The organism is Streptococcus parasanguinis, assembly GCF_001073155.1.
In the GTDB taxonomy this organism is placed as follows: domain Bacteria; phylum Bacillota; class Bacilli; order Lactobacillales; family Streptococcaceae; genus Streptococcus; species Streptococcus parasanguinis_D.
Genome location: NZ_JVEE01000044.1, coordinates 67,784 through 94,603 on the forward strand (window position 1 = coordinate 67,784; position 26,820 = coordinate 94,603).

General features: G+C 43.9%; 22 protein-coding genes. 5 read left to right on the forward strand and 17 right to left on the reverse strand.

What is annotated here, in order from left to right:
• Window positions 1-2 precede the first annotated feature (2 nt).
• The 5 genes from ADH92_RS08005 to ADH92_RS08025 all read right to left on the reverse strand — a co-directional run bounded on the left by ADH92_RS08005 (window position 3) and on the right by ADH92_RS08025 (window position 3,987).
• Entirely contained in the window at window positions 3-695 is a 693-nt protein-coding gene (locus ADH92_RS08005) for an amino acid ABC transporter permease (protein WP_049498063.1), read from the reverse strand.
• Window positions 696-761: 66 nt separating this feature from the next.
• Window positions 762-1,640 (reverse strand): transporter substrate-binding domain-containing protein, encoded by an 879-nt coding sequence (locus tag ADH92_RS08010; RefSeq protein ID WP_049498064.1) that lies wholly within the window; start codon window positions 1,638-1,640, stop codon window positions 762-764.
• Window positions 1,641-1,667: 27 nt separating this feature from the next.
• The gene (locus ADH92_RS08015; RefSeq protein WP_049498065.1) at window positions 1,668-2,669 is read right to left on the reverse strand and encodes a uroporphyrinogen decarboxylase family protein; all 1,002 of its coding nucleotides are present in this window, start codon (window positions 2,667-2,669) and stop codon (window positions 1,668-1,670) included.
• Between the two features lie 98 nt (window positions 2,670-2,767).
• Window positions 2,768-2,968, reverse strand: coding sequence for a hypothetical protein (locus ADH92_RS08020; RefSeq protein WP_003009954.1), 201 nt, complete (start codon window positions 2,966-2,968; stop codon window positions 2,768-2,770).
• A 17-nt stretch (window positions 2,969-2,985) separates the two neighbouring features.
• On the reverse strand, window positions 2,986-3,987 hold the full coding sequence (locus ADH92_RS08025; RefSeq protein ID WP_049498066.1) for a uroporphyrinogen decarboxylase family protein: 1,002 nt from the start codon (window positions 3,985-3,987) through the stop codon (window positions 2,986-2,988).
• Between the two features lie 435 nt (window positions 3,988-4,422).
• Between ADH92_RS08025 and ADH92_RS08030 the strand changes: the two genes are divergently transcribed.
• Window positions 4,423-5,280: a 5'-nucleotidase, lipoprotein e(P4) family gene (locus ADH92_RS08030; RefSeq protein ID WP_003004374.1), complete on the forward strand. Its 858-nt coding sequence runs from the start codon at window positions 4,423-4,425 to the stop codon at window positions 5,278-5,280.
• Window positions 5,281-5,483: 203 nt separating this feature from the next.
• On the opposite strand, the gene glmS is transcribed toward ADH92_RS08030, so the two are convergent.
• From glmS to ADH92_RS08065, 7 genes are all read right to left on the reverse strand, one after another.
• The gene (gene glmS / locus ADH92_RS08035; protein WP_049498067.1) at window positions 5,484-7,292 is read right to left on the reverse strand and encodes a glutamine--fructose-6-phosphate transaminase (isomerizing); all 1,809 of its coding nucleotides are present in this window, start codon (window positions 7,290-7,292) and stop codon (window positions 5,484-5,486) included.
• Between the two features lie 380 nt (window positions 7,293-7,672).
• Window positions 7,673-9,058: a glycoside hydrolase family 1 protein gene (locus ADH92_RS08040; protein ID WP_049498068.1), complete on the reverse strand. Its 1,386-nt coding sequence runs from the start codon at window positions 9,056-9,058 to the stop codon at window positions 7,673-7,675.
• Window positions 9,059-9,192: 134 nt separating this feature from the next.
• Entirely contained in the window at window positions 9,193-9,888 is a 696-nt protein-coding gene (locus ADH92_RS08045; RefSeq protein WP_049498069.1) for a gamma-glutamyl-gamma-aminobutyrate hydrolase family protein, read from the reverse strand.
• A gap of 178 nt (window positions 9,889-10,066) precedes the next feature.
• Window positions 10,067-11,587 carry an ABC transporter permease/substrate-binding protein gene (locus ADH92_RS08050; protein ID WP_049498070.1) on the reverse strand — a complete coding sequence of 507 codons (1,521 nt, stop codon included), beginning with the start codon at window positions 11,585-11,587 and terminating at the stop codon, window positions 10,067-10,069.
• Window positions 11,580-12,308 carry an ATP-binding cassette domain-containing protein gene (locus tag ADH92_RS08055; RefSeq protein ID WP_049498071.1) on the reverse strand — a complete coding sequence of 243 codons (729 nt, stop codon included), beginning with the start codon at window positions 12,306-12,308 and terminating at the stop codon, window positions 11,580-11,582. The genes ADH92_RS08050 and ADH92_RS08055 overlap by 8 nt, the downstream gene beginning before the upstream one ends.
• A complete protein-coding gene (locus tag ADH92_RS08060) occupies window positions 12,301-13,155 on the reverse strand; it encodes an SDR family oxidoreductase (protein ID WP_049491031.1) in 855 nt (284 codons plus the stop codon). The genes ADH92_RS08055 and ADH92_RS08060 overlap by 8 nt, the downstream gene beginning before the upstream one ends.
• Before the next feature lie 18 nt (window positions 13,156-13,173).
• Complete coding sequence (locus ADH92_RS08065; protein WP_049491032.1) at window positions 13,174-13,623, reverse strand: MarR family winged helix-turn-helix transcriptional regulator; 450 nt, start codon at window positions 13,621-13,623, stop codon at window positions 13,174-13,176.
• A 256-nt stretch (window positions 13,624-13,879) separates the two neighbouring features.
• Between ADH92_RS08065 and cbiM the strand changes: the two genes are divergently transcribed.
• From cbiM to ADH92_RS08080, 3 genes are read left to right on the forward strand one after another with little or no spacing between them, the layout of a single operon-like run.
• Window positions 13,880-14,863: a cobalt transporter CbiM gene (gene cbiM / locus ADH92_RS08070; RefSeq protein WP_049491033.1), complete on the forward strand. Its 984-nt coding sequence runs from the start codon at window positions 13,880-13,882 to the stop codon at window positions 14,861-14,863.
• Window positions 14,856-15,644 carry an energy-coupling factor transporter transmembrane component T gene (locus ADH92_RS08075; RefSeq protein WP_049491034.1) on the forward strand — a complete coding sequence of 263 codons (789 nt, stop codon included), beginning with the start codon at window positions 14,856-14,858 and terminating at the stop codon, window positions 15,642-15,644. Before cbiM ends, ADH92_RS08075 begins: the two co-directional genes overlap by 8 nt.
• A 12-nt stretch (window positions 15,645-15,656) precedes the next feature.
• Window positions 15,657-16,382, forward strand: coding sequence for an energy-coupling factor ABC transporter ATP-binding protein (locus ADH92_RS08080; RefSeq protein WP_049491035.1), 726 nt, complete (start codon window positions 15,657-15,659; stop codon window positions 16,380-16,382).
• Window positions 16,383-16,437: 55 nt separating this feature from the next.
• Here ADH92_RS08080 and ADH92_RS08085 read toward each other — a convergent pair whose 3' ends face one another.
• From ADH92_RS08085 to ADH92_RS08095, 3 genes are all read right to left on the reverse strand, one after another.
• Window positions 16,438-16,851: a YjdF family protein gene (locus ADH92_RS08085; RefSeq protein ID WP_049498072.1), complete on the reverse strand. Its 414-nt coding sequence runs from the start codon at window positions 16,849-16,851 to the stop codon at window positions 16,438-16,440.
• A 259-nt stretch (window positions 16,852-17,110) separates the two neighbouring features.
• Window positions 17,111-19,612: a leucine--tRNA ligase gene (leuS, locus tag ADH92_RS08090; protein ID WP_049498073.1), complete on the reverse strand. Its 2,502-nt coding sequence runs from the start codon at window positions 19,610-19,612 to the stop codon at window positions 17,111-17,113.
• Window positions 19,613-19,735: 123 nt separating this feature from the next.
• Window positions 19,736-21,715: a peptide ABC transporter substrate-binding protein gene (locus tag ADH92_RS08095; protein ID WP_049498074.1), complete on the reverse strand. Its 1,980-nt coding sequence runs from the start codon at window positions 21,713-21,715 to the stop codon at window positions 19,736-19,738.
• Window positions 21,716-21,859: 144 nt separating this feature from the next.
• Between ADH92_RS08095 and ADH92_RS08100 the strand changes: the two genes are divergently transcribed.
• A complete protein-coding gene (locus ADH92_RS08100) occupies window positions 21,860-23,182 on the forward strand; it encodes a DUF1958 domain-containing protein (protein ID WP_049498075.1) in 1,323 nt (440 codons plus the stop codon).
• A gap of 65 nt (window positions 23,183-23,247) precedes the next feature.
• Here ADH92_RS08100 and ADH92_RS08105 read toward each other — a convergent pair whose 3' ends face one another.
• The gene (locus ADH92_RS08105) at window positions 23,248-24,339 is read right to left on the reverse strand and encodes a glycerol dehydrogenase (protein ID WP_049498076.1); all 1,092 of its coding nucleotides are present in this window, start codon (window positions 24,337-24,339) and stop codon (window positions 23,248-23,250) included.
• Window positions 24,340-24,741: 402 nt separating this feature from the next.
• The gene (locus ADH92_RS08110; protein ID WP_049489274.1) at window positions 24,742-26,637 is read right to left on the reverse strand and encodes a M13 family metallopeptidase; all 1,896 of its coding nucleotides are present in this window, start codon (window positions 26,635-26,637) and stop codon (window positions 24,742-24,744) included.
• Window positions 26,638-26,820 lie beyond the last annotated feature (183 nt).

Genomic DNA, 26,820 nt, shown 5'->3' on the forward strand with positions numbered 1-26,820 from the left:
AGCTACCTTTCTATTACACTGAGTCGTTTCTCAAGGAGTTGAGCGGAGAAGGAGATCACAAGGGCAATTCCCCAGTAGATCACTGCTACAGCTGTATACGTTTCGAGGGAATAATTCCCAAGATTGCGGCTGATCAAGTTGTTGCCTGCTCCCATGATATCGATAAAGCCAATGGTATAAGCCAAAGCGGCATCGCGCATGAGGTTCAAGATGGCAGTCGTCATATTTGGAAGAGCCACGCGAAAGGCTTGGGGAAGGACAATCCGCCAAATAGTTTGAGCTGGTGTCAAGCCGATACTCAAGCCCGCTTCCATCTGGCCTTTTGGAATGGCCAAATAGGCTGCCTTGAAGACCTCAGAGATCATCGCGGCAAAGAGAAGAAACATGGCAACAAGGACAAAGACAAACTTGGACCAGTGGTCAATGTCAATGCCTAACCACCAGTTCAAAAATTGGGGAAGTCCATAAAAGACCAAAAAGAGCAAGACAATCGGAGGGGTACAACGCAAGGTAAAGACATAACCCTTTGCCAGACCTGCTCCTACCTTATCTTCTGATACTTGTGCCCAGGTCAAAACCAAGCCAAATGCAGAACCGAGAACCGTCGTTAAAACCATCAAAGCTAGGGTCGCTGGCAGGGCTTGGACCAAGGTTGGAAGAAATGACCAGACCTTGGAAATGTCGTATGAGACCATGTTTCTTTTCCTTTCTGTATCCGTATAGAAATAAGGAAGCTGGGGCTATGCGCACCCAGTTCCATCTTATTTCTCTTTATCTACATAACTGAAGACATCTTCACCGAAATATTTTTTCGACAATTTAGCAAGTGTGCCATCTTTTTCTAATTCTTTGATGGCCTTGCTGTATTCTTCCGCAAATTTTTCGTTTTTCTTATCCTTATGGATCAATGGGTAAGTTGGAATTCCTTTGTAGGCAAACCAGCTCAGTTTGTCCGCATATTGGTGGTAAGAACCATCTTTATCTGTGACAGCTTTTTCAAAGGAAAGTTTGATGTCAAAGAAGGCATCGTAACGTCCTTCAAGAACCCAAGCATAAGCATCTGCGACTTTGAAAGATTCCGCAGCTGTTAATTCGATTTGTTGGTCCTTATGCTTTTCATTGTATTCTTTAATAACATTCCATTGTGCATTTTGTGGTGAAATTGGAACCAATTTTCCTTTTTCTTTAGCGAAGTCATCGATGTTCTTGTATTTATTCGCATCTTCTTTCCGGACGGTAAATCCGATGATACTTGCACCGATTGGTTCTTTTGGAATGATAAATTTCTTAGCACGTTCTTCGGTATACCAAGCTCCTTTGGTTCCGATATCGTATTTACCAGATTCTAGACCGATTAAGAGATCGTCATCACTTGTTCCAGTGTACTCAAACTTGTAGTCTGGTAGTTTTTCGTCAATGGCTTTGAGAACGGCTACTTCATAGCCATCTGATTCTCCTTTTTCATCAACGAAATCATACGGTACATAGTTTTGAGTGTGGGCTACTTTCAAGGTTGTTACCTTGTTCGATCCTGTTGAACCTTTACTGTCGTTTGCATGGTTCAAGCTCCGTCCAAGAATGGTTGCACCTGCAATGGCAAGAACGGCCACCCCACCGATAATCCATGTTTTTTTACTCATACTCTGTTCTCCCTCTTTCTATTTTCCTTATTCTGCTGCAGCTTCACGAACCCATTCGATTCGTTCTTCATCAATGTCACTTGGGATGGTACAATCGGCACCAATGACCAAGCCTGTGGTTCCTGTTTCTGCGATGATGCGTTTGGTTTCTGCTTGAATCGCAGCCTTATCTCCTGTGTAAAGAAGACCATTTTTTCCATTTTCAAAACCACCAAGAACCGTGCGTCCACCGAAGATTTCGCGTCCTTCTGCTAGGCTGATGCCTTCTGGTCCGACTGCCCAGTTAATGACTTGGGCTGGGTAGTCTGTAAAGAGGTGGATATCATTGCGAGCTCCTTCGTAACCACAGATATGAAGAATATTTACGCCACCGGCTTCATTAGCTGCCTCTAAGACATGGAGTTCACTCGGTGCAATAATGTTTTTATAAACTTCTTGTGTAACCCGCGCATCTTGGATACTTTGAACACTGAGGTAGATCCCGTCTGCTCCTGCTTCTTTGATGATTCGTTGGCTCAAACTTGCAATATCTTGGCCAATCGTATCCAATACTTTTTTAAGAGTTGCTGCATCTTGATCGATAAAGTTTGCGATCAAGTCATCTCCTCCTGAAACTTCTCCGACTAACCATTTAAAGTAGGTCACCGGAGCAAAGATATTGTAGATAGCCACAATGTCTTCTTCAAAACCGGCACGGATTTTTTTAACGAGCTCTACCTGCTCTGTGATCCATGGATGATCTGTTCCGAGTGGTTCAATCCCTGCTAAGTCAGAGATATTTTCAAGGCCTTTGTGAATGGCTGGGTTTGGATAAGTAAAGTAACCATCACTCATGAGTTTGACAAAGTCTGGTTTGACCTTGTGAAGGAAGTTTTTATGGCCATTGAGGTTTTTTTCAATAATTTCCGGATTAGAAAATCCTTTCAACCATTCTTCTTCTGTTGTAAAATGATGCCAAAATCCAACTGGCACACGGTCAACTGCTTCTCCTTTGAAAGCTTTTAACACTAATTCTCTTTTTGATGACATGTTCTTACCTCGTTCTATCTTTTCTTGTTTGTTATCTTATCACTTCAATGATGCTTTGACTAATATATATTTTTTATCAAGCTCTTCATCTTTTTTTATCACTGATCTTCGAGAAGAAGAATTCCTGCTAGATCAGACGGTCGAAGGAGGGAGAGACTATGGGCTGGAATTTTCTCCAGTCTTGCCATATCTGGATCTTTTTTTGCTTTCCCCTGACTACTTGCTAGAGCAGCTTTACTAAGCCCTAGAAGCAAAAACAAAACGGTTACCAGGATACACCATACATTGATCTTTTTCATCTCCCTCTCCTTTCTTCTTACAATACAGCTGCTTGACGTACCCAATCTAAGCGTTCCAATTGGAAATCATCTGGCACGGTACAGTCTGCTCCAAGGATCAAACCACGACTTCCGGCTTCTGCCACCAAGCGACGAGTTTCTTGCTCAATAGCTGCTCGTTCCCCTTGATAGAGCAAACCTTTCTTGCCATTGACAAAGCCACCCAAGACGGCACGATCGCCGAAAAGTTTACGACCTGCTGCTAGGCTAAGGCCTTCATGATGGGTCGCCCAGTTAATGACTTGAGCTGGATAATCCTTGAAGAGTTCCACTTCATTGCTGGCCCCTTCAAAACCACAGATATGAAGGATATTGATGCCTCCAGCTTCATTGGCTGCTGCTAGGACAGCGATATTGCTCGGTTCAATGATCTTACGGTATTCTTCCTCTGTCACACGCTCATCTTGGACTTGCTGGGTTGAAAAGTAAATCCCTTCAACACCTGCTTCTTGGATCAAGCGGCGACTTAAAGTAGCGATATCTCCTGCAATCACGTCAAGGACATGAGCTAAAGTTTCTGGATCTTCCTTAATAAAGTCTGCAATCACTTGGTCTCCACGGGATTGATCCGTACGGAACCAGCGTTTCAAATAAGAAATGGTCGAGAAGATATTGTAGAAAGAAGCAATCTCTTCATGGAAATGGGAACGAATCTCCTTGACCACTTCAATTTGTTTTTCAATCCAAGGATGATGCTCCCCAATCGGTTGAATATCCTTCAATTCTTGGATTGATTGGATCTCTCTCGAATAAAGTGCACTCGGATAGCGGAAGAAGCCATCGCTCATGATCTTGACAAAATCAGGTGAAATTTCTTCTACATAGTGTTGGTGGCCCTTAATACTTTTTGCTACTACAGCCGGATTGTCTAGACCCAATTCTTTTTCTTCTTGGGTCACATAATGGAGCCAAAATCCTACAGGGATTCGTTCTACTGTTTCGCCTCGAATGGCACGAAGAACCAATTCTTTTTTACTCATACTGTGCATCCTCCTCAATATTTCTCCAATAGAAAGGCTAACTGCTTTCCTTCTGGAATTTGTAACCATGATATCACCTCGAAAAGTAGCTGACTAATATATTTTCCCTATCAAGGCCTTAAAATTTCTTTATTAAGAAAGGTATCAAAAAAACGCAAGTCCTTGAAAATAGGGACTTGCGGGTATCTTTCTTTATTCTTTCATTTTAGAAGAAAAGGACCGCTTTGATCTTTTCTTGATCCGGTTATAGCAAAAAACTATACCTCTTCTTTTAAAGGAAAAAATGGCGTATGTTAAAGCAAAGAAACCTTTCATAACAGCATTTTTCCTCCTTTGTTCTTTTCACCGATTCCTAGATACCTTCTTCTCTTTCTTGTCAGGCAAGATTGAAAGGAGTATAATTTTTATAGAATAATTTTAAGGAGTGTACGGTTTATGAAAACAACAAAAACCACCTTTACCATCGTTTCTGCTCTTGCTTCTGTCATTTTACTGACGAGTTGTGGAAGCAACACCACTAAAACGCAAGAGACAAAAGCAAGCAGCACTAAAAATCAGGTGACGATGACCTATGATCAGCAGCGCTCACAAGAAAATACCATGTCTGTTCTCTGGTACCAAAAGGCAGCAGAAACCAAGGCTTTGTATTTACAAGGCTACAATGTCGCTACTGACCGTTTGAAAGAGATCCTCCAAACGCCTTCTGATAAGCCATACTCAATCGTATTAGACTTGGATGAAACTGTTTTAGACAACAGCCCTTACCAAGTTCAAAACGTCAAAGATGGTACAGCCTTCAACCCTAAAGATTGGGATGTTTGGGTGAAAAAAGCAGCCGCAAAAGCGGTGCCAGGTGCTAAAGATTTCCTTCAATATGCGGATCAAAACGGGGTTCAAATCTACTACATTTCTGACCGTACAACCTCTCAAGTAGATGATACCATCAAGAATCTTGAAAAAGAAGGCATTCCGGTTCAAGGACGTGACCACCTCATGTTCTTAGAAGATGGTGTCAAATCAAAAGAAGGCCGTCGCCAAGCTGTGCAAGAAAAGACCAATCTTGTCTTGCTCTTTGGGGACAACCTAGTGGACTTTGCAGACTTCTCTAAGACATCCGAAGCTGATCGCGACAAGAAATTGGACGAATTGCAAAAAGAATTTGGTGAAAAATTCATCATCTTCCCAAATCCAATGTACGGATCATGGGAATCTGCTGTTTACCAAGGTAAAAAACTAGATGCCAAGGGACAAACAGAAGAACGCCTCAAAGCCTTGCAAGGTTTTGATAAATAAAACAAATGAGAGTGGGACAGAAATCGGTAATTCGTTGGAATTCGATTTCGTCGTCCCACCTCCGCACAGTTGAGTAGGGCTATAAAAGCTGATGAAATCAGCGTAGTAGAGCCCACTCAACCACTGCGTCTTGCTAGACAATCCAAAAACAATTAAGAGGCTGGGACTTTTGTCCCAGCCTCGTTTTTTCTATATAGACAAGTTTATTCAACCGTTACAGACTTAGCAAGGTTCCGTGGTTTGTCGACATCGAGTCCACGATGAAGGGTTGCAAAGTAAGCAATCAATTGGGTTGGCACCACCATTGAGATTGGAGAGAGGTAAGGGTGAACCGCTGTCAAGACTAAATCATCCGTCTCTTTAGCGACATTTTCTTCTGCAATGGTTAAGACATGAGCCCCACGTGCTGCCACTTCTTGGATATTTCCACGTGTGTGGCTGGCTAGGACTGGATCAGACAAGAGGGCAATAACTGGTGTACCGTCTTCGATCAAAGCAATGGTACCGTGTTTCAACTCACCCGCTGCGAAGCCTTCACATTGGATATAAGAAATTTCTTTTAGTTTCAGACTGGCTTCCATGGCAACATAGTAATCTTGGCCACGTCCGATATAGAAAGCATTGCGGGTTGTTTCCAACAAGCCACGGACTTTTTCATCGATGACTTCTTTTTCTGAAAGGGTTGATTCGATCGATTGGGCAACGATAGACAATTCGTGCACCAAATCAAAGGCTTTGGCCTTTTCATTGCCATTGGCTTCTCCAACAGCTTTGGCAAGAAAGGCAAGGGCTGCGATTTGAGCCGTATAAGCCTTGGTGGAAGCGACCGCAATTTCAGGACCCGCATGGAGCAACATAGTCATGTCTGCTTCACGTGAAAGAGTAGATCCTGGAACATTGGTTACTGTCAAGCTTGGAATGCCCATTTCATTTGCTTTGACCAATACCTGGCGACTATCCGCTGTTTCACCAGATTGACTGATAAAGATGAAGAGTGGTTTTTTGCTGAGAAGTGGCATGCCGTAGCCCCACTCAGAGGAGATACCGAGTTCTACCGGGGTATCCGTCAACTCTTCCAACATTTTTTTAGACGCAAACCCTGCATGGTAAGAGGTACCGGCTGCAAGGATATAGATGCGGTCTGCCTCTTGAACAGCCTTGATGATAGCTGGGTCTACCACTACTTGACCAGATTCATCTGTATAGGCTTGGATGAGTTTACGCATCACGGTTGGTTGCTCGTCAATTTCCTTGAGCATGTAGTATGGATAAGTCCCCTTACCGATATCTGATAAGTCAAGTTCAGCCGTGTAGCTAGCGCGCTCACGACGATTTCCATCGTAGTCTTGGACTTCAACGCTGTCTGCTTTGACGATGACCAACTCTTTGTCATGGATTTCCATATATTGGTTGGTCTCACGAATCATGGCCATGGCATCTGAGCAGACCATATTGTAACCATCCCCAAGACCAATCAAGAGTGGTGATTTATTTTTTGCTACATAGATGGTGCTTGGATCTTCCGCATCCATCAAAGCAAAAGCATAGGCTCCTCGGATGATGTGGAGGGCTTTTTTGAAGGCTTCAAGCGTAGACAAGCCCTCTTCTTCAGCGAATTTTCCGATCAAGTGGGCTGCAATTTCTGTATCGGTTTGCCCCTTGAAATGGTGACCAGCTAGGTATTCTTCCTTGATTTCAAGGTAGTTTTCAATGACGCCATTGTGTACCAAAACAAAACGACCTGTCTCCGAACGGTGTGGGTGGGCATTGTCTTCAGTTGGTTTTCCATGAGTGGCCCAACGGGTATGTCCGATCCCAGCTGTTCCTTCGACACCTTCTGCCTTAGCTGACAATTCTGCAATGCGACCAACTGCCTTTACCAATTGGCTCTTGCCTTCACTAGCCAGAAAAACACCCGCAGAGTCATAGCCTCGGTATTCGAGCTTTTCAAGTCCTTGAATCAAAATATCAGTTGCATTTGTATTTCCTACAACACCAACGATTCCGCACATAGTCTTTACGATATAGCCTTGCTATACTTTCCCCTTTACTTAGTCAAACGACCCATGGTCGATTTCTCAGTTACTTTGAAATTGGTCTAGTCTAATTTACCAAAAAAGTAACCAGCGGAGTCAGTATACAATGCTTCTTCCAGTTTGTCAACTAGGAAATATAAGAAAATTGGTCTAGTTAAGAAAGGGTTAAGAAAAGAGGCTGAGACAAAAGTCCTAGCCTCTTAATTGTTTTTAGATTGTCAAGCAAGATGCAGTGGTTGAGTAGGCTCTACTACGCTGATTTCATCAGCTTTTACAGCCCTACTCAACTTTGCGGAGGCGGGACGACGAAATCGAATTCTAACGAATGACCGATTTCTGTCCCACTCTCTGTTTTTCTATTCTTCAAATCCATTCTGCTGGCTTAACTCACGGAACCAATGGCCGGATTTTTTGAGGGTACGTTTTTGACTCTCAAGATCCAATTCAACTAAACCATAGCGGTTCTTGTAGCCATTGAGCCAAGACCAGCAATCAATAAAGGTCCAGATCAAATAGCCTTTACAATTGGCACCATCTTGAATAGCCCGGTGGAGCTCACGAAGATGGTCTTTGACAAAGTCAATCCGGTAGTCGTCTTGGATCACTCCATCCTTGCGGAATTTTTCCTCGCCTTCGACCCCCATCCCGTTTTCTGTCAGGATCCACTCGATATTGCCATAGTTTTCCTTGATATTTTGGGCAATGTCATACAGGCCTTGCTCATAGATTTCCCAACCACGGTGGGGATTAATCTTGCGGCCTGGCATGACATAGGGTTCATAAAATTGCTCAAAGAGTAGGGGAGAAGCTGGATTCGGAGTATAACGAGGAGCTGCCACACGGAGTGGTTGGTAATAGTTAACACCTAGATAGTCGACGGTATTTTCCTCCATCAAGCGCAACTCAAATGGATCATAATCTGGCAAGAGATCACGCTCCCGCAAGATCTCCACTAATTCTTGAGGATAATGGCCAAGAACGGAAGGATCTAAAAAAGATTTGGCTTGGAAGAGCTCGGCGATACGAGCGGCTTTAACATCTTCTGGATGCTGGCTCCGAGGGTAGGCTGGTGTCAGATTGAGCACAATCCCGATCCGGGAATTGGGATCCACCTCGTGACAGGTCTTGACCGCTAGAGAGCTTGCTAACTGGGTGTGGTAGGCTACTTTTACAGCTGCAGCTGCATCTACCTTATGAGGAAAATGGGCATCATAAAAATAACCAAACTCCACAGGGACAATGGGTTCATTAAAAGTGATCCACTGGTCGACCAGATCCCCATAGGTCTTGAAACAAAAACGCGCATATTCTTGATAAGCATAGGCGGTTTCCTTGTTTTCCCAACCATCGCCCTGCTTTTGGAGAGCCATCGGCAAATCAAAATGATAGAGGTTGACCAAGAGGTGAATCCCTTTTTCCTTAATCTTTTCAAAGACACGACGGTAGAAATCGACACCCGCTTGATTGATCTCCCCTCGGCCTTCTGGGAAAATGCGGGACCACTGAATAGACGTCCGAAAAGCTGTGTGACCGGTTTCTAACAAGAGATCCAGGTCCTCTTCCCAGTGTTCATAAAAAGTGGATGTTTTCTCTGGTCCCTGCCCTTGATAAAAGCGATTGGGTTCGATCCTATACCAGTAATCCCAGAGATTGTCACCTTTTCCATCCTGATCTATACGCCCTTCTGTCTGTGGACCCGAGGTCGAACTCCCCCATAAAAAATCCTTTGGAAATTGAAACATGTTCTAATCCTCCTCATTCTACTAGCTCTATTGTAGCGAATCCTCCCCCAAAACCTAGGCACAATTTACAGTCTTTCTTACGCAGATTAAAGAAAAAGCTCCCTTAGAAAAATTCCTAAGAGAGCTGGTCCTCATTATAAGTCATTCACAACATATTCAAAGAGTTTGTGGTCTGCAGGACTCTTGTCAAAACGCAGTTCCGGATGCCACTGAACGCCGAGAAAACGACTCTCATCTGTGGATTGAACCGCCTCTATGACGTCGTCTTTGGGATCCCGCGCAATTACTTCTAAGCCATCTGCCAAGTCTTTGATACTTTGATGGTGAAAGGAATTGATGCGACTGGTCTTACCATAGATCTCTTGTAAAACCGTCTGATCCTTAGTCACCAGCTCTTGGCTGGTGTACTGACCTGGATTGTCCTGCCAATGATCCTCAATATCTTGATGCAAAGTTCCACCCAATGCAACATTGTAGAGTTGGGTCCCACGACAGACTGTAAAGATAGCTTTTTTAGCCGCTCGCGCTTCCTCAATCAAGGCCAACTCAAAAAGATCACGTTTTAAGAGGTAGTCGTCGCTATCAATGGTGATTTCTTCTCCATAAAACTTGGGCAAGACATTTTGACCACCAGTAATGATGAGCTTATCAATCATCGACATATAGTGTTTGGCCATGTCCGCATCTCCAATTGGCAAGATCAAGGGAATTCCTCCCGCCTCTTTGACCGCTTCGACAAAACCAGTCGCCGCATAACTCATGTTCGCGTCTGGATCATCTGGGAAGGGTCTTTCATTTCCTGTAATTCCAATCACTGGTCTTTTTTTCATACTTGTTTCCATATACTTTCATTCGTTTTCAAGGCTTATTGTAACACAATTTTAAGCTAGACTCAATGGAGAGTTTTTTAAGAGAAGGTCTCCCCCTCTATAACAAAAGCTTGCTGAAAAGGGTTAAAATTGCTTTCTATCAAAAAATCCTCAAGTGCGAAGACTTGAGAATTATTTGTTAATTTTTAATAACCCCTTCTTTTACCAAAAAGTCACGTGCCACTTGATTAGCTGACTTGCCTTCTACTCCGACTTGGTAGTTCATCTGGCTCATTTGCTCTGCTGTGATTTTACCAGCTAACTTGTTTAGAATGCCTTCCAATTCTGGATGTTTCTTAAGAAGAGCTTCTTTCATGAGGGGCGCCCCTTGATAAGGTGGGAAGAGTTGCTTATCATCTTCAAGGACCACCAGGTCATAGCGAGCCAGCTCGGCATCCGTTGAGTAAGCATCTGTGATCTGGATGTCACCGGACTGGATCGCCTGGTAGCGAAGGGCTGGCTCCATGGTGGAGACTTGTAGATGGAGTCCGTAAACCTTCTGCAAGCCCTTGTTCCCGTCCTCTCGGTCATTAAACTCCAAGGTAAATCCTGCCTTGAGTTGTCCTTCCACCTTTTTCAAATCTGAAATGGTCTTGAGGCCATACTCTTGGGCAATTTTCTTAGGCACCGCGACAGCATAGGTATTCTGATAAGCCATGGGTTTGAGCAAGGCCAGGTCGTCTTGTTTCTTGATCCCATCTCGAGCCGCTCGATAGACTGCTTCTGGATCATGGCCGACTTGCGGCGCCGGCTTGAGGAGACTTTCGGTCACGGTCCCTGTAAACTCTGGATAGATAGCAATATCCCCTTTTTTCAGAGCTTCAAAGAGGAAGGTGGTTTTTCCAAAATTTGGTTTAACAGTCACTGTCATGTCTGTGTTTTCTTCGATCAAAATCTTGTACATATTGGCTAGAATTTCCGGTTCAGGACCCAACTTCCCAGCGATGACCAGGTTTTCTTTTTCCGGTTTGGGAAGAAGACTTGGTGTATAGCTAGCTCCCAATCCCAGGATCATGACCGCAAAAGCCGCAAAGATGGTCCGCAATTTAGCCTTTTCCATCCATTTGAGAAGAAGGTTAAAGGCGATGGCTAAGAAGGCAGAAGACAGGGCACCGATCAAAATCAGACTGGCATTATTGCGGTCAATCCCCAGAAGGATAAAGGAACCGAGTCCCCCAGCTCCAATCAAAGCAGCTAGAGTAGCCGTCCCGATAATCATCACAGCTGCTGTCCGAATCCCAGACATGATGACGGGCATGGCCAAGGGAATCTCAAACTTCTTCAAGCGCTCCCACTTAGTCATCCCAAAGGCGACCCCTGCTTCTTCTAGACTTGGGTCAATCCCCTGCAAACCGGTGATAGTATTTTGAAGGATGGGGAAAATGGCATAGATGACGAGAGCTGTCAAGGCCGGAAGTGTTCCAATTCCCATGATGGGAATGAAGAGCCCCAAAAGGGCCATGGAAGGAATGGTCTGGAAGATCCCAGCTACCTGTAAAACCCAGTTGCTGGCTCTCTTGCGTGTACTTAAATAAATAGCTAATGGAACAGCTAGAAAAATAGCAAGGAGCAGGGTCAGTAATGACAGTTGCAAATGTTGCCCTAGTGCAGTGAGCCAGTCTCCAAAGCGTTCTTGAAAGGTTGCAAATAGTTTAGACATGGTGAGCACCTCCAAATAAATCCGCAACAAAGTCGTTGGCTGGTTGGGCTAGAATGGTCTCAGGATCCGCCACCTGCACAATCTCTCCTTCTTGTAACACCGCAATCCGATCGCCTAATTTCAAGGCTTCATCGGTATCGTGTGTAACAAAGATAGTGGTCATGCCGAACTCCTTGTGCAAGTCTTTGGTAAGAGCCTGCAACTGTTTGCGGGAAATGGCATCCAAGGCTGAAAAGGGCTCGTCCATCAATAGAATCTTTGGCTCCCCGATGATGGCCCGCACAATGCCAATCCGTTGTTGCTCCCCACCAGACAGCTCATGGGGTTTGCGATCGGCGTAATCAGAAGCTGGAAGGCCTACTTTTTCTAAAAATTCGACTGTTTTGGAAGCCACTCGCTCCTTGCCCCAGCCCTTCATCTCAGGAATGAGAGCGATATTTTCCGCAACTGTCAAATTAGGAAAGATAGCAATGGCTTGAAGCACATAACCAGTAGACAGACGTAACTCTCGTTCATCATAGTCCTTGATGCGTTTCCCGTCCATATAAATATTGCCATCTGTCGGCTCCAAGAGACGGTTAATCATCTTGATCATGGTGGTCTTTCCAGATCCTGAAGGACCTACGAGGACCATAAATTCACCATCTTCAATACGGAGATTGACATCTTTTAAAATGTCCTTATCCGTGTAGCGCAAGGCTACATGTTTATATTCAATCATATTCTTCCTCAATAAGTTTTCTGTCTCTAAGAGTATCCAATAGGCTACTTGCCGGATGCCCTAGGACTTTTTCGATATCTGTTGAAACCCCAGCTTGTTCCCCAGCTTTAATCGCTGTATAAGTGCTGACCCAGGCATCGTACTCCCAAGTTTGTGCTGGCCATTTTTTCCGTGACTCATAAGCTTCTTCTACTGTTTCATCCACATACGCGATGGCGTCACCAGTCTCTTTTGAGAGAAGCGCTACGATTTCTTCCATGGAAAGATCCTCTGGTCCTGTCAGATGCAAGGTTTGATTTTCCCACTCCTTAGGATTTAAAAGAATCTCTGCTGCAACCCTAGATGTGTCCTTACGGGCAACAGCTGACACAAGACCACTGCCTGCCGGACCACGAATCTCTCCATTTTCAAGCGCCATATCAATCAGGAAGTCCAAGTAAAAATTATCTCTCAAAAAAGTGTAGGTGAAGCCTAACTCCTTGATATAGGCTTCCGTCTGGGCATGATCTCGAGACAAGGTGAAAGTTGCCTTCTCATCTGCCCCATAAAAGGAGGTATAGACGATATGCTCTACCCCTGCTAGCTTTGCAGCATCTAAAAAGTCCTGGTGTTCCTTGACACGCTCTGGATTTTCCCGAGCAGAAACCATCAACAAGATATCGATCCCCTTTAAGGCTTCAACCACCTCTGGTGTATTGGCATACACTATTTTACGAATTTCCGCTGACGCATAGATCTTTGCACGCTCTGGGCTTCGTGCTAGATGGACGGAAGCGATTCCTTTCCTATCGACAAGATTCGCCACATAAGAACCTAATTTCCCTGTTACCCCTGTAATACCAATCATAACTGTTACTTCCTTTCCCTAGATGTCATTCTCTTTAGCTTTTAGATTTGTGATAATCCGCTCTTGATACTCCTCAAATTCTCGGATTTCTTGATCCGAAAATCCTTGATAGAAAATCTCACCCAGTTCCTTACTAACACGATCCCCAATTTCCTTTTGTGCCCAACCGAGGTCTGTCAAAGAAATATATTTTTTCCTTTTATCCTGCGTACAAGGTTGAATCGTAACCAAGCCTTGTTCTTCCAATTTCTTAACCATGCTGGTCAATGTATTGTTGGCTAGACCCGTCGCAAGAGCGATATCGGTCGCAGTAGCGCACTCCAACTCTTGCTTCCACAAAATCGTTAAAATTTTCCCTTGTTCATTTCGGTATAGGGCATCTGGTTCCTTACTCAGCAGTTTTTGAAAGATACGCCCATTTAACAAGCGTATCTGTAAAGCTTGGTAGCCCCCTTGCATCTTGTCCATTTTGTCTCCTTTTTATTTCTATATCGAAATATCACAGCCATTGTATCACTGTTTGTTACATCTGTCAACTATTTCGATATAGAACCAATAATTTTATCTAAATTCACCTTAAAAAGCCTTTCTAGCCCTTCAAACTAGTTTTTTCTCCCTCTTTCTAGCAAGTGTAACAAATGTTGGACTCGTTTTGCAACGACACCTGATTTTATAATGTGGTAATCTGTTAACGAAATTAAATCATACTAATGGAGAATTTGTTATGCATATACCAGATAATTACCTTAGTCCTGCAAGTTGTGCAGTTTTAGCGGTTGCTGCTGCGCCTGTTATTGTCTTGTCCATCAAAAAAGTCAAGGTCCAATTAAACGAAAATAAAGAGCTAGCTCCGATGCTTGGGATTGCTGCTTCTTTGTCCTTCTTATTGATGATGTTTAATGTTCCTGTTCCTGGTGGAACGACCGCTCACGCTGTCGGAGGGACCCTTCTTGCCATTCTCATAGGTCCCTATGCGGCCTCTCTAGCGCTGACAGTCGCCTTACTCCTACAGGCCTTCTTATTTGGTGACGGAGGGATTCTCGCTCTTGGGGTCAACATTTTCAACATGGCCATTGTGATGCCTTTTGTTGGCTATGCTATTTATAGCTTGTTCCGCAAGCACCATCAGGAAACGCTTGGTGTCATTGTCGGCTCTTTCCTTTCGATCAATGCCGCTGCCTTCTTAGCTGGTGTTGAACTGGGCTTGCAACCCCTTATCGCTTCAGAAGCTGGTCAGCCACTCTATAACCCTTATGGATTGAGTATCACGGTTCCTGCCATGTTGGGAGCTCATCTCCTTGTCGCTGGCTGGGTCGAAGCCTTCTTCACCTATGTGATTTACCGCTTTGTCAAACAAGTGGCCCCATCTGAATTGTATACACCAAGTACAAAAAATACGACTTCATTTGTCAAAAAAATCCGCTGGGTCCTCTTGGGGCTGATCGTTTTGAGCCCTCTCGGTCTCCTAGCAGAAGGAACAGCTTTTGGGGAATGGTCTACTGAAGAATTGGGTAGCCTGCTTCATGGCAAAGTCCCAACAGGGATCAAAAATGGATTCTCTTTTGAAGCCTTGTTCAGTGATTACACCATTCCTGGGACAAAAATTGCGATTGGCTATATTCTATCAGCCATTACAGCTGTTCTCATTTTCTATATCATCAGTAAAATCATTCGATCAATGAACGGAGAAAAAACTTCTCATGCGTAAACTCCCTGACTGGCTTCATCAAGAGCAAGCGACTCTAGAAGCATCCAAAAGCCATCACTATTTACAAATGAACCTTCACACATTGCGCCATTTTCTTGGCAAAATGAGACAAACGACGCCCGCTTTCAAGGCCAAAACTTCCTCTTGGATGCGGCTTGTTTACTTTTTAACCCTAGCCATTCTCATTACAACAGCCCACCATACGATCCAGCTCTGGATCCTCGGTATCCTCTTACTACTTCACATTGCGATGCTTCCTGGTGAGGTCCTACTCCACCTCTTTAAGGTCCTACTCAAGGTCCTTCTCTTCTCGATCATTGTAATTTTACCGAGTATCTTATTTCAAGGATTTCAAAATGGTGGGCTCTTTTTGTTGCGTGCGGGGATCATTGTCCTTAATATTTCTCTCTTTTTAGCCACTACCACAAGCATCCAACTGGTTGAGGCCCTAAGGCAGCTACATGTCCCCAAGACCTTTGTCCAAACCATTGATATTACGCTGAAATATAGTTATATTTTGGGAAAACACCTTCACCAACAAATTGAGTGCGTCCAACTCCGGACAGTTGGTCAAAAAGTAAACCTCCATCTCTTTGGCTCTCTTCTGGGTCTCTTGTATCTATCAACGAAGAACCATACCAAAGAGGTCTACGAGGCCATGTTGCTGAGAGGATATGGCATGGACACAAAGCGCAAAGAAGCCTTCCACTGGAAGAAGGAAGACATCTTTTTCCTATTGGAATTGGTTCTTCTAACGACCTTCACGACCTTACTTGGCTAGAAAGGAAAGCATATGATTCGCATTCAAGATGGGAATTACCACTACACAGAGGAGACTGGAATCCATGATATTCAACTCCAAATCCAAAAGGGGGAAACCGTTGGCCTGATGGGTCCAAACGGAGCGGGAAAATCTACCCTCTTTAAAATTCTGGTTGGACTCCTGCCCCTCTCTTCTGGTCAGTACCACTTCAAGAACTGGACCATTGACCAAGACTTCTTGAAAGATCCCCATCGTGCTGGGCAACTCTTCCAGCAGGTTGGACTCATTTTTCAAAACAGCGATACCCAATTGTTCAATACAAGCGTCTATGATGAGCTTGCTTTTGGGCCACGCCAATTAGGCTTAGCCGAGACCGAAGTCGAACAACGCGTTAAGGATACGCTCGGTCTTCTAGAGATTGAGCACCTGAGAGATCGTATTCCCTACCATCTTTCTGGTGGCGAAAAGAAGCTAGTCGCCATTGCCAGTGTCCTCACCATGAATCCTAGTCTCTTGCTATTTGACGAGCCCTTTAACGGTCTCTCCCCCAAATACCAGAAGCTGATTGTCGCCTTGTTCCAAGAACTCAAAACAGCAGGAAAAACGATTGTTATTTCCTCCCACCATTTCGAGCAAATCGCTCCGATTGTGGAACGGGTTCTGCTCTTTTCTGAAGAGCACACCATTACAGGAAGCTACAATCGAGCTGATTGGGAAAATCATCCAGATATTCAACAATCGTTTTCAACATGTTAAAAAAGCCTCGGTAGGGTTCTTCCTACCGAAGCTTTTTTGATGAAAGAGATAAGGGTTAATGTCCTTTACGCTTCTCCCTTCGTTTTTGCTGTTTGCGTTCAAATTTCTCTTGTTTGAGCAATTGCTTTTGGACACTAGATTGATGTTTTGAAATCTTTTTCCTTTCCTCATACTGCAACTGCAATAGTTCTTTCGACTTGGAAGAAACTTTCTGATTTACTTGTTTCTTCACCATTCGCTGTAATCGTTTAGGATTCTTGATTTTTACATGTTGCTTAACTATAGCTTCTGGACTAAAAGATAATTGAGTAAACTGAGTCTGTAAGATCTCTAAAATTTCATCATCTTTTGGCTCCTGACCAAATGTCACACGACAAACTTGATAAGTTTCTCGATACACTTGTTCGAACAAACCATGCCAAAATCCATCTTCAAAATAAACTGTCAATCCAATTGAAATTGTTTCCACGACAGCACCTCCTTAAATCTATCCCTAAGAATGGACAACCAAGGAGGAAGGTTACTGATAGGCTTGCCTACGTCTGGACTACCAACCAGAACTGTGTTTTTATCTTAGTTGGAACTATTATAGCATATAGCAATACAAAAATCCTCCAGAACTTAGCGCTGAAGGACTTTTAATTTTATTTCATAATAATATTTACAAGTTTGGTTGGCTCAAACAGTTTGGGAAACTGTTTGAGGTTGGAAATCAGCAAATAAATTGGTTATTTTACAACAATATTAACCAATTTATTTGGTACCGCAATTACTTTCACGATTTCTTTGCCGTCAATCTCTGCCTTGACTTTTTCGTCAGCCAGAGCAACTTCTTGCAATTCTTCGCGAGAAAGGTCTTTTGCGACCATCAATTTCGCACGGACTTTTCCTTTAATTTGAACAACGATTTCGATTTCGTCTTCAACCAATTTGCTTTCGTCCCATGTTGGCCAAGCTACGTAAGAGATTGAATCGCCTGTTGCTGCGACTGTTTGCCAGAGTTCTTCTGCCAAGTGAGGGGCAAATGGGGCGATCAATTGGATGAAGCCTTTGGCGTAATCCACATAGAGTTTGTCTTCCTTGTTTGCCGCATTGACAAAGACCATGAGTTGAGCAATGGCTGTATTGAATTTCATCGACTCGATTTGCTCAGTGACAGCTTTAACGGTTTCGTTGTAAACCTTGTCAAGAGCGCCATTGTTTTCTGCAACGATTTCTTTACTTGTGATCAAACGGTAAACACGGTCAAGGAATTTACGGCTTCCTTCTAGACCTTCTTCAGACCAAGCGATAGAAGCATCGAGTGGCCCCATGAACATTTCATAGACACGAAGGGTATCGGCACCGTATTGTTCCACCACATCGTCTGGGTTGACCACGTTCTTGAGGGATTTCGACATCTTAGCTGGTGCTTGCTCCAATTCCTCTCCTGTTTCCATGTGGAAGAAGGAACCGTCACGTTTTTCAACCTTGTCAGTCGCTACAAGAGCACCACGGTGGTCACGGTAGCTAGTTCCCAAGATCATTCCTTGGTTAAAGAGTTTTTGGAATGGCTCTTTAGTCGGTACAACACCAAGGTCATAGAGGAATTTGTGCCAGAAACGAGCGTAAAGCAAGTGAAGAACAGCGTGTTCTGCACCACCTACATAGATATCGACTGGCAGCCATTGTTTGAGGAGGTCCTCATCGGCCAATTTCTCAATGTTATGTGGATCGATATAACGGAGGTAGTACCAGCTTGAACCGGCCCATTGCGGCATGGTATTGGTCTCGCGACGACCTTTGACGCCATCTTCACGAGTCACTTCCAGCCAGTCTGTCAAGTTAGCTAGTGGGCTTTCACCAGTACCTGAAGGGCGGATGTCCTTGGTGACTGGCAAGACAAGTGGGAGTTCATTTTCTGGAACAGCTGTTGAAGTTCCATCTTCCCAATGAATGATTGGGATTGGTTCACCCCAGTAACGTTGACGGCTAAAGAGCCAGTCGCGGAGACGGTAGGTAACCTTTTCTTGACCGCAGCCTTTTTCTTCCAACCAAGCCACGATTTTAGCAATTGCTTCTTCTTTGTTGAGTCCGTTCAAGAAGTCTGAGTTGACGTGAAGGCCATCTTCTGTGTAAGCAGCTTCTGCTACATTTCCACCTTCCAACACTTCTACGATTGGAAGGCCAAACTGGTTAGCAAATTCCCAGTCACGTTGGTCGTGGGCTGGTACGGCCATAACGGCACCTGTACCGTAGCTAGCAAGAACGTAGTCCGCAATCCAGATTGGAATTTCTTTCCCATTGACAGGGTTGATGGCATAAGCACCCGTCCAAACCCCTGTTTTTTCCTTAGCAAGGTCAGTACGAGCCAAGTCTGATTTAAGGCTAGCTTGGTGTTTGTAATCAGCCACAGCCTCAGCTTGTTCAGGACTTGTGATAGCATCTACCAAGTCATGCTCAGGAGCCAAAACAGTGAAAGTCGCACCAAAAAGGGTGTCAGGGCGAGTGGTAAAGACGGTGAATTCCTTGTCAGTACCTTTCACCTTGAAAGTGACATTGGCACCAGTTGATTTTCCAATCCAGTTGCGTTGCATGTCCTTGATAGACTCTGGCCAATCAAGATCATCCAAGTCAGTCAGCAAACGCTCTGCATAGGCAGTAATTTTAAGCATCCATTGGCGCATCGGTTTGCGAACAACTGGATAGCCTCCACGCTCAGAAGTTCCATCTGGAAGGACTTCTTCGTTGGCGATGGCTGTTCCCAATTCTTCAACCCAGTTTACTGGCACTTCAGCTTCATAGGCCAAACCTTTTTCGTAAAGCTTAGTGAAGATCCATTGTGTCCATTTATAGTAGTTTGGGTCTGTAGTATTGACTTCACGGTCCCAGTCGTAAGAGAATCCAAGGGCATTAATTTGACGTTTGAAGTTGGCAATGTTTTCCGCCGTGAATTCCGCTGGGTCATTCCCTGTATCCATCGCATATTGCTCTGCAGGCAAACCAAAAGCATCCCAGCCCATTGGGTGAAGGACGTTGTAGCCTTGCGCACGTTTGAAACGGCTAAGGATATCTGTCGCCGTGTAGCCTTCTGGGTGTCCTACGTGTAGACCCGCTCCAGATGGGTAAGGGAACATGTCCAATGCATAAAACTTAGGTTTTGAAGCATCTGTTCCTGTCTTAAAAGTATGATGGTCAGCCCAGTATTTTTGCCACTTAGGCTCGATTTCTTTATGATCGTAAAAACTCATAGCGTCTCTCCAATTTTCGTGATGCTCCTATTATACCATTTTTAGGCGATTTTTAAAGGTTCAGACAAAGAAAAAGACAGGTCCCATACGGGACCTGTCCATCCTGTTTTCTCTAAGAAAAGTCTATTTCACATGCTTTTCAAGTTCTTCTTGCGCTTTTTTATTGGATTTTTCTTTTTCTTTCTTCCATTGTTCACGCGCTTTGTCGTAGTCTTTCGCCGCTACAACCTTGTCTTGAACTTCTAAATATTTATAGTTGAAAGATTGACCCTTGTGGCCTGTCCAAGCAAAGGCTGCAGAGTATGGTACAGTCTCACGGACGCCTGGAGAAGCCCCATCTGAATGGATCGGAATCAAGAGGGCACTATCGGTCAACCAAGCTTGAGCGGCAGCATATTTTTCATAACGCTTGTTGACATCTGTGGTTTCTTTTTGAGCATCCTCAATTAATTGATCGTATTCATCAAAACCAGCTGCTTTTGCGGCCGCATTATCCGTACCAGCATCGAATCCAAAGTAGGCATTGGCATTTTCGCCAGATTTACCACTGGTGATGTCGATGTAAGAAGATGGGTCCGTATAGTCTGGTCCCCAGCCCAAGTTATTGTTTAGATCCCAGTCTTGTTGGGAAGCATTTTCAGCAAAGTAGGTAACCCGTTGCAGGTCATCATCTGAGATCATTTTCAGATCAATAACAATATTTTCTGCTCCTAAAGTTGACTCGATCGACTGTTTGAAGGATTGGGCTTGTTTGATTCCTTCCGTATAAGTCGAAGAAGTTGGAAGGTCTAAATGAATTGGGAATTCAACTCCTTGAGCCTGCAAGTCTGCCTTAGCTTTGGCAAACTCTTCTTTGGCCTTGCTTGGATTGTAGAGGGTGTCTTTTCCATCTGCGACAGAGACACCTTTCCATTCATCCCCATAAGCTTCTAAGTCTTTTTCTACTGCATCCCCAAATTGTTGGCCATTGATTTGGACAAAGTTTGGTGGCGTAAAGGTATTACGGATCACCTTATTGGCAGCAGCTTCTCCGTTTGCTTGCGCTACGTATGCCTTTCGGTTGAAGGCAAACATAATGGCTTGACGGAAGTCCTTATTTAAGATTGCTTTCTTAGTAGAAGTCTTTTGAGCATCCGTGGTCTTGGCTGTAATTTCATAAGACTGACGGTCGATGTTGAAGGAAAGATTGTAGGTAGATGAACCTTGGTCGCTAAAGACGATATCATCTTTGTGCTTCTTCTCTACACTCTTATAGTTAGAGCCACTTGGGAAGACACGGGCAACCGTATAGTCGCCTTTGTCAAATCCACGAATCAAGGATTCTGAGTCTTGTCCATCATAATAGGTCAGTTTGACTTTACTGATCTTGACATTATCTGCATCCCAGTAAGTTGGGTTCTTTTCCAATGTCGCTGAGGATTTAGAAGTGATGGATTTGATCAAATAAGGACCGCAGTAAAGGATACTAGACGGAGTAGTTCCTTGACCATAGCCATCTCCTTTAGATTTCAGGAATTCTTCATTGACCGGCATCAGGATCCCCATCGTAGTCTTGGAATTCCAGAAGCTTTCTGGTTGGCTCAAGGTATATTGGACCGTATAATCGTCAATCGCTTTCACACCAACGGTTGAGAAATCAGATGTTTTCCCTGAAACATAGTCATCCAAGCCTTTGACAGATTTTTGGACCAAGTAAATCGCTTGTGATTTCTTATCTGCCGCGTGCTTGAGACCTGTCACAAAGTCTTGGGCCTTAACCTCTCCTCCATATTCTTCCCCTTCAGAAGTCATCCATTTGACCCCTTTGCGGAGTTTATAAGTATAGGTCAAGCCATCTTTGGAAACAGTCCAGTCTTTAGCAAGTGATGGGATTAAGTTCCCATACTTGTCTACTTCCAATAATCCATCTACCGCATTTCCTGTAAACTCGGAAGTCGATTTTTTATTGGAAATCGAATAGTCGAGCGTATCTGGATCCTGGGTATAGACATAGCTATACGTCTGTCCGCCGGAACTTCCAGATTTTCCACCTGAGCAAGCTACGAGGACACCAGCTGATAAAAGCAGAGCGCTGGTAGCTAAGAGTACCTTTCCTTTGTTCATATAATTCACCTCATTATAAAAATGTTATATTCAATTTAAATTATAGCACTTTCCAGGGAAATGTAAACGCTTTTACTGCGAAATTATTCTCTTTTTTCTTTTTCTAGAATTTTTTCCGTTTTAATCCCTAACCTGTATGATATAATGGAATTTATGAATAACGGGAGACATTTACACAAACGACTAAAATACAGCCTCTTGTCCCTCCTTGTAGGAGTCTTGACATTAGGCCCTATCTCTACTGCTTTTGCGGACGATATCTATCAGCAAGAAGATGTCATGAAAATCGCAGCCGATGCTGGACTGGTATTGGATGATTTTTACAAGCCTAAGGCCGACATCGTCATCGATGCTAATACTGGAGCCATCCTATACGGAGACAATATCGACACGGTCCGAGACTCAGGCAGCATGGCCAAGCTCATGAGTGCCTATGTGGTCTTTCGGGCTCTCAAAGAAGGTAAGATCAAATACGATACCGTGGTCACAGCAACAGAGGCTGATCAAGCTATTTCGGAAAACAATTTGTTAAGTAACTCACCTATTGTAGCTGGTGTGGACTATAAGGTATCTGAATTGATCAAGATGCTCTTTGTTCCCTCTTCCAGCGCAGCTGTGATCATGCTCGCAAACGCTGTTACGGACAATGATCCCGATAAGTTTTTGGACTTAATGAATCAGTACGCGCAAGAAATGGGGATGAGCCATACCAAATGGGGCAATCCAAATGGGGCAATGATTTCGGTGCTTCAAGGCTACTACAATCCGCAACGCTACGATGTCAATGCCAATAACGAAATCACAGCGCGAGACATGTCTATTCTGGCTTATCACATCGTAAACGACCTGCCAGAAATGTTGGAATACACCAAGCAAGCTCACACCACTATCATGGAAGGAACCCCTTACGAGCAAAGCTACGATAATTACAACACTTCCCTCGAAGGTGGAAAGTTCGCCCTCAAAGGAACAGATGGACTCAAGACCGGATCCAGCCCGACTGCTGACTACAACTACACTGCGACAACCAAGCGGGGTAAACAACGGATTATCGAAGTCATTTTGGGGGTTGGAAACTACGATGTCGAGATCGCCGAAAGCTACCGCAATCAGATCGGAAATACCTTGGCTGAGAAAATGTTTGCGGATTACCAATACAAAAAAGTTCTCTCTGCAGGCCAACACACGATCGACGGGAAGACCATTCAATTGAAGCAAGACTTCTATGCAACCGTTAAAAAAGGTACGAATCCAGCAATTAAACTGGAAAACAACCGCCTGGTCGTCCAAAACAGCTTGCAACAGGTATCTCCAAGTATTAAGGCAGGAATAGCCGTGAGCGATTCTAAAGCAACAAACTCTAGCAGTAAACAGAAGGGACTAGATGCCATGTGGCTCTTCTGCTTCTTGCCAGCCGGAATCTTATACCTGATCTTTAAACAAACCGATCCAAAAAGAAGAAAGTAAAGCAAGAACTCCCATACCTTATGGTAATGGGAGTTCTTGCTTTAGAAAGGAGTTCCGTTCTATAGTTAGCCTAAGGACTTGACATAAGCATCTACTGCTACAATGGCTTGAGCAATATCAGATGCTTGTACCTTGAATGGCATTTGGTGAATGGTTTCTCCTTCGATGGTGGCTTGTTGGCCAACCTTGAGAAGATCTTCGTAGCTTGCAGTTTCAAGATGCATTTCTTTCAGAGTCGTTGGCATGCCAATTTGTTGATAGAAACGAATGTATTTGTTCAATTCTTCTTTTGGTCGGTTTTCCAAGAACAATTGAACCAAGGTTCCATAGGCTACTTTTTCACCGTGAGTCAAATGGTGAATGTCTCCGGTGAGGGCCGTAAAGCCATTATGGATGGCATGGGCAGCAGCTAATCCCCCACTTTCAAATCCAATACCACTGAGAAGGGTATTGGCTTCAATGATGTTTTCAAGAGCAGGGGTTACGACTTTGGCTTCACAAGCAGCCATGGCTTGGAGACCATCAGCAAATAAGGTTTCTTCACAACGTTGTGCAATGGCGACACCCGCTAAGGTTTGTCGTTGACCCAACATGGTTTTTCCATTCGCTTGCATCACTGCACGCGCTTCTACCCAAGTTGCTAGGCCATCTGCGATACCAGAAGCGAGCAAGCGTTTTGGTGCTTGAGAGATCACTTTGCTATCCACCAAGACCAATTCTGGGTTTTTAGAGTAGAAGATATAGCGCTCAAAGGCACCCTCATCCGTATAGATAACTGACAAGGCTGAAACGGGAGCATCTGTAGAAGCGATGGTAGGAGCAATGACAACTGGTGATTTTAGAAGATCAGCAATAGCTTTAGCACTATCGATGGTCTTTCCTCCACCAAGTCCAATGACCAAATCACAGCCATTTTCTTCTGCCAGACTAACCACACGATTGATTTCGTTGTCAGAAGCTTCACCATTGAAGAAGACTGGCAAGACCGTGAGCCCATTTTGACCAAGGTATTCTTCAAAACGCTTCCCTACAATATCATAGACCACTGAATCACATAGCAAAACAGGGTGAGTCCCTAATTCTGAAATAGATTGCGCATTTTCAAATAAGGCATTCTCACCTTGAATGTAACGTGACGGACTTGCAAAATTTCTCATAGTCTGCTCCTTTAAAATTTATTTAGTTCACACTCATAGTAGCATTTATTTCTATGAAATTCAAAGAATTATACAAGGCTCCAATCAATTAAATTTATCTGTTCACGCAGTCATTGGAAACGCTTCATTTTTATTTGATGAATCTTATTATCAAAAATCCCCAAAGCTAGTTTCAGTAGGTTGAAACTTAACTTTGGGGATTTTTATTTTTTTCACGAGCAATCAAGAAAATCAATCGCTTAACTGAAGTCGAGACTACTTCCTTTGATCAACAAAACTAGTATCGCTAAATTGAACTCGCCCTAAAAGCGTCGAGAAAAAGAGAGATTGACTGGTGGGCATGGCCCACATAGTCAATCTCCTATTTTCTTCTCGCTTTTTTTACGGGCTTAGTATCTTAGACTACCAAATAATCACACGATCCTCTGGTGCACGCCACATGCCGTCGCCTTCTTTGACATCAAAGGTTTCAAAGAATTCGTCAAAGTTTGGTAATTGGACATTGGTACGGAGTTTTCCTGGTGCGTGGACATCGACACTTGCGAGGAGTTGCATGTACTCTGTCCGAGCTTTCATGCGCCAGATGCGAGCAAAGTTAGTGAAGAATTCTTCTGCTGAGAAATCTTCCTCTTTTTTCGCTGCTTCAAGAGCTGCAGCGATACCGCCGAGGTCTGCTACGTTTTCAGAAACAGTCAATTTCCCGTTGATCTTAGCACCGTATGAATCTTGGCCTTCAAACTGATCGATGACCTTTTGAGTCCGAGCGGTAAAGGCTTCGTAATCTTCTGGTTTCCACCAGTCTTTCAAGCTACCGTTCTCGTCAAAGGATGCTCCATTGGTGTCAAAGGCGTGGGAGATTTCATGGGCAATGACCGCACCGATTCCACCGTAGTTGGCTGATGATGATTGGTGAAGGTCATAGAAAGGTGCTTGCAAAATCGCTGCTGGGAAGACGATTTGGTTTTGTTGCGGATCATAGTAGGCATTGACCATATTAGCTGGCATGTGCCATTCGCTCCGATCGACTGGTTGGTTCCACTTGCTCCAAGTATGGGCAATGGAAATTTGAGCCAATTTTTGGGCATTTTCTACCAAGTTTTTGCTCTCGTCGATGATCTTTTTGGCGTATGTTTCTGGTAATTTTTCAGGGTAGCCGATATGCGGTGTGATGACATTGAGTTTGACAATGGCTTTTTCGCGGGTTTCAGGAGCGAGCCAGTCTGCTTTTTCAAGACGATCCTTGTAGACCTCAATCATGGTCGCTACTTTGTGCTCTACATCTGCTTTTGCTTCTGGTGAGAACTTTTCGCCCGCATACCAGAGCCCAAGCGCTTGGCTATAAGGTCCTTCTGCCAAAGCCAAAGCTGCCTTTTCTTTCGGACGTGCTTCTGGTGTCCCTGTGATGGTCCGTCCATATTCACCAGACAGGACACGGATTTCTTCGGTCAAGAAGGAAGTCCAAGAAAGAGCTGCGCCGAGTTTCAATTTAGCATGAAGGGTTTCCCAGTTGGCTGCTGAGTAGAATGTTGGTGCGAATTCCTTCCAGAAACGCTCTTCTGGCACGATGATAGTATCTGGCGTTTGTCCGATCACTTCTGTAAAGAAAGTATCGAGTGGCAATTCTGGAACCAAGGCCTTGAAATCTGCCCATTCATAAGGATGGTAGAGTTTGTTGTACTCTGATTTTTCTTCGTTTGACAAGACATATTTGGCCAATTCTGCATCAGCCGCAATGACCTTATCTAGGATATCTTTGATTTCTTCCTCTGAGAAATCGAATTTTGCCAAGAGTTTTTCAACCATTTGACGCCAAACAGCTAATAACTCTGGTCCTTTTTCATTGTCTTCTTCATAGTAGGTTGTATCAGGCAAAATCAAACCGAGTGCTTCTCCCCACAAGACATTCATTTGGGCATTCATAAAGTCTGGTGACACGCTAAATGGCAAGAGATTTGGTTTGCCAGCTAGCTCATAGGTGCCCAACTTGCTGGTATAGTCTTCAAAGGAAGATAAGGCCTTGATTTCGTTGATCAAGGGCATAGCTGGAGCCACACCAGCTGCTTCCCGTGCATCAAAATCTGCCACCATTTTGTGGTATTTGACAAAGTTTTGCAGAATGCTATCTTCAGGCAATTCTTCTCCTCTTTGCCATTTTCCGGTAATATCCAACATCAAGTTTTCGATATCTTGGATCAAGTCCATAAAACCACCGGTTGACGGTTTGTCATCTGGAATCACAGCTGTCTCAGCCCATGCCCCATTGACGTAATCATAAAAATCATCTTGTAAACGTACCATGATCTTCTCGCTTTCATTCTTTTGTAATAACCTTATCAAAAATAGGAACTTTTTTCAATGATTTCAAGAGATTTAAGTTGAATTATTTTAAAAATTAACTTGACTTAACTTTTTATTCGTGTATAATTATTTCAAAAATTAACTTGACTTAATTTTTTTATTCATGTATATTAATGGTAAAGG

Bases quoted from the DNA above. Each gene is read 5' to 3' on its own strand.
- ADH92_RS08005 (WP_049498063.1), bottom strand. From the start codon at position 695: ATGGTCTCATACGACATTTCCAAGGTCTGGTCATTTCTTCCAACCTTG.
- ADH92_RS08010 (WP_049498064.1), bottom strand. From the start codon at position 1,640: ATGAGTAAAAAAACATGGATTATCGGTGGGGTGGCCGTTCTTGCCATT.
- ADH92_RS08015 (WP_049498065.1), bottom strand. From the start codon at position 2,669: ATGTCATCAAAAAGAGAATTAGTGTTAAAAGCTTTCAAAGGAGAAGCA.
- ADH92_RS08020 (WP_003009954.1), bottom strand. From the start codon at position 2,968: ATGAAAAAGATCAATGTATGGTGTATCCTGGTAACCGTTTTGTTTTTG.
- ADH92_RS08025 (WP_049498066.1), bottom strand. From the start codon at position 3,987: ATGAGTAAAAAAGAATTGGTTCTTCGTGCCATTCGAGGCGAAACAGTA.
- ADH92_RS08030 (WP_003004374.1), top strand. From the start codon at position 4,423: ATGAAAACAACAAAAACCACCTTTACCATCGTTTCTGCTCTTGCTTCT.
- glmS (WP_049498067.1), bottom strand. From the start codon at position 7,292: ATGTGCGGAATCGTTGGTGTTGTAGGAAATACAAATGCAACTGATATT.
- ADH92_RS08040 (WP_049498068.1), bottom strand. From the start codon at position 9,058: ATGTTTCAATTTCCAAAGGATTTTTTATGGGGGAGTTCGACCTCGGGT.
- ADH92_RS08045 (WP_049498069.1), bottom strand. From the start codon at position 9,888: ATGAAAAAAAGACCAGTGATTGGAATTACAGGAAATGAAAGACCCTTC.
- ADH92_RS08050 (WP_049498070.1), bottom strand. From the start codon at position 11,587: ATGTCTAAACTATTTGCAACCTTTCAAGAACGCTTTGGAGACTGGCTC.
- ADH92_RS08055 (WP_049498071.1), bottom strand. From the start codon at position 12,308: ATGATTGAATATAAACATGTAGCCTTGCGCTACACGGATAAGGACATT.
- ADH92_RS08060 (WP_049491031.1), bottom strand. From the start codon at position 13,155: ATGATTGGTATTACAGGGGTAACAGGGAAATTAGGTTCTTATGTGGCG.
- ADH92_RS08065 (WP_049491032.1), bottom strand. From the start codon at position 13,623: ATGGACAAGATGCAAGGGGGCTACCAAGCTTTACAGATACGCTTGTTA.
- cbiM (WP_049491033.1), top strand. From the start codon at position 13,880: ATGCATATACCAGATAATTACCTTAGTCCTGCAAGTTGTGCAGTTTTA.
- ADH92_RS08075 (WP_049491034.1), top strand. From the start codon at position 14,856: ATGCGTAAACTCCCTGACTGGCTTCATCAAGAGCAAGCGACTCTAGAA.
- ADH92_RS08080 (WP_049491035.1), top strand. From the start codon at position 15,657: ATGATTCGCATTCAAGATGGGAATTACCACTACACAGAGGAGACTGGA.
- leuS (WP_049498073.1), bottom strand. From the start codon at position 19,612: ATGAGTTTTTACGATCATAAAGAAATCGAGCCTAAGTGGCAAAAATAC.
- ADH92_RS08095 (WP_049498074.1), bottom strand. From the start codon at position 21,715: ATGAACAAAGGAAAGGTACTCTTAGCTACCAGCGCTCTGCTTTTATCA.
- ADH92_RS08100 (WP_049498075.1), top strand. From the start codon at position 21,860: ATGGAATTTATGAATAACGGGAGACATTTACACAAACGACTAAAATAC.
- ADH92_RS08105 (WP_049498076.1), bottom strand. From the start codon at position 24,339: ATGAGAAATTTTGCAAGTCCGTCACGTTACATTCAAGGTGAGAATGCC.
- ADH92_RS08110 (WP_049489274.1), bottom strand. From the start codon at position 26,637: ATGGTACGTTTACAAGATGATTTTTATGATTACGTCAATGGGGCATGG.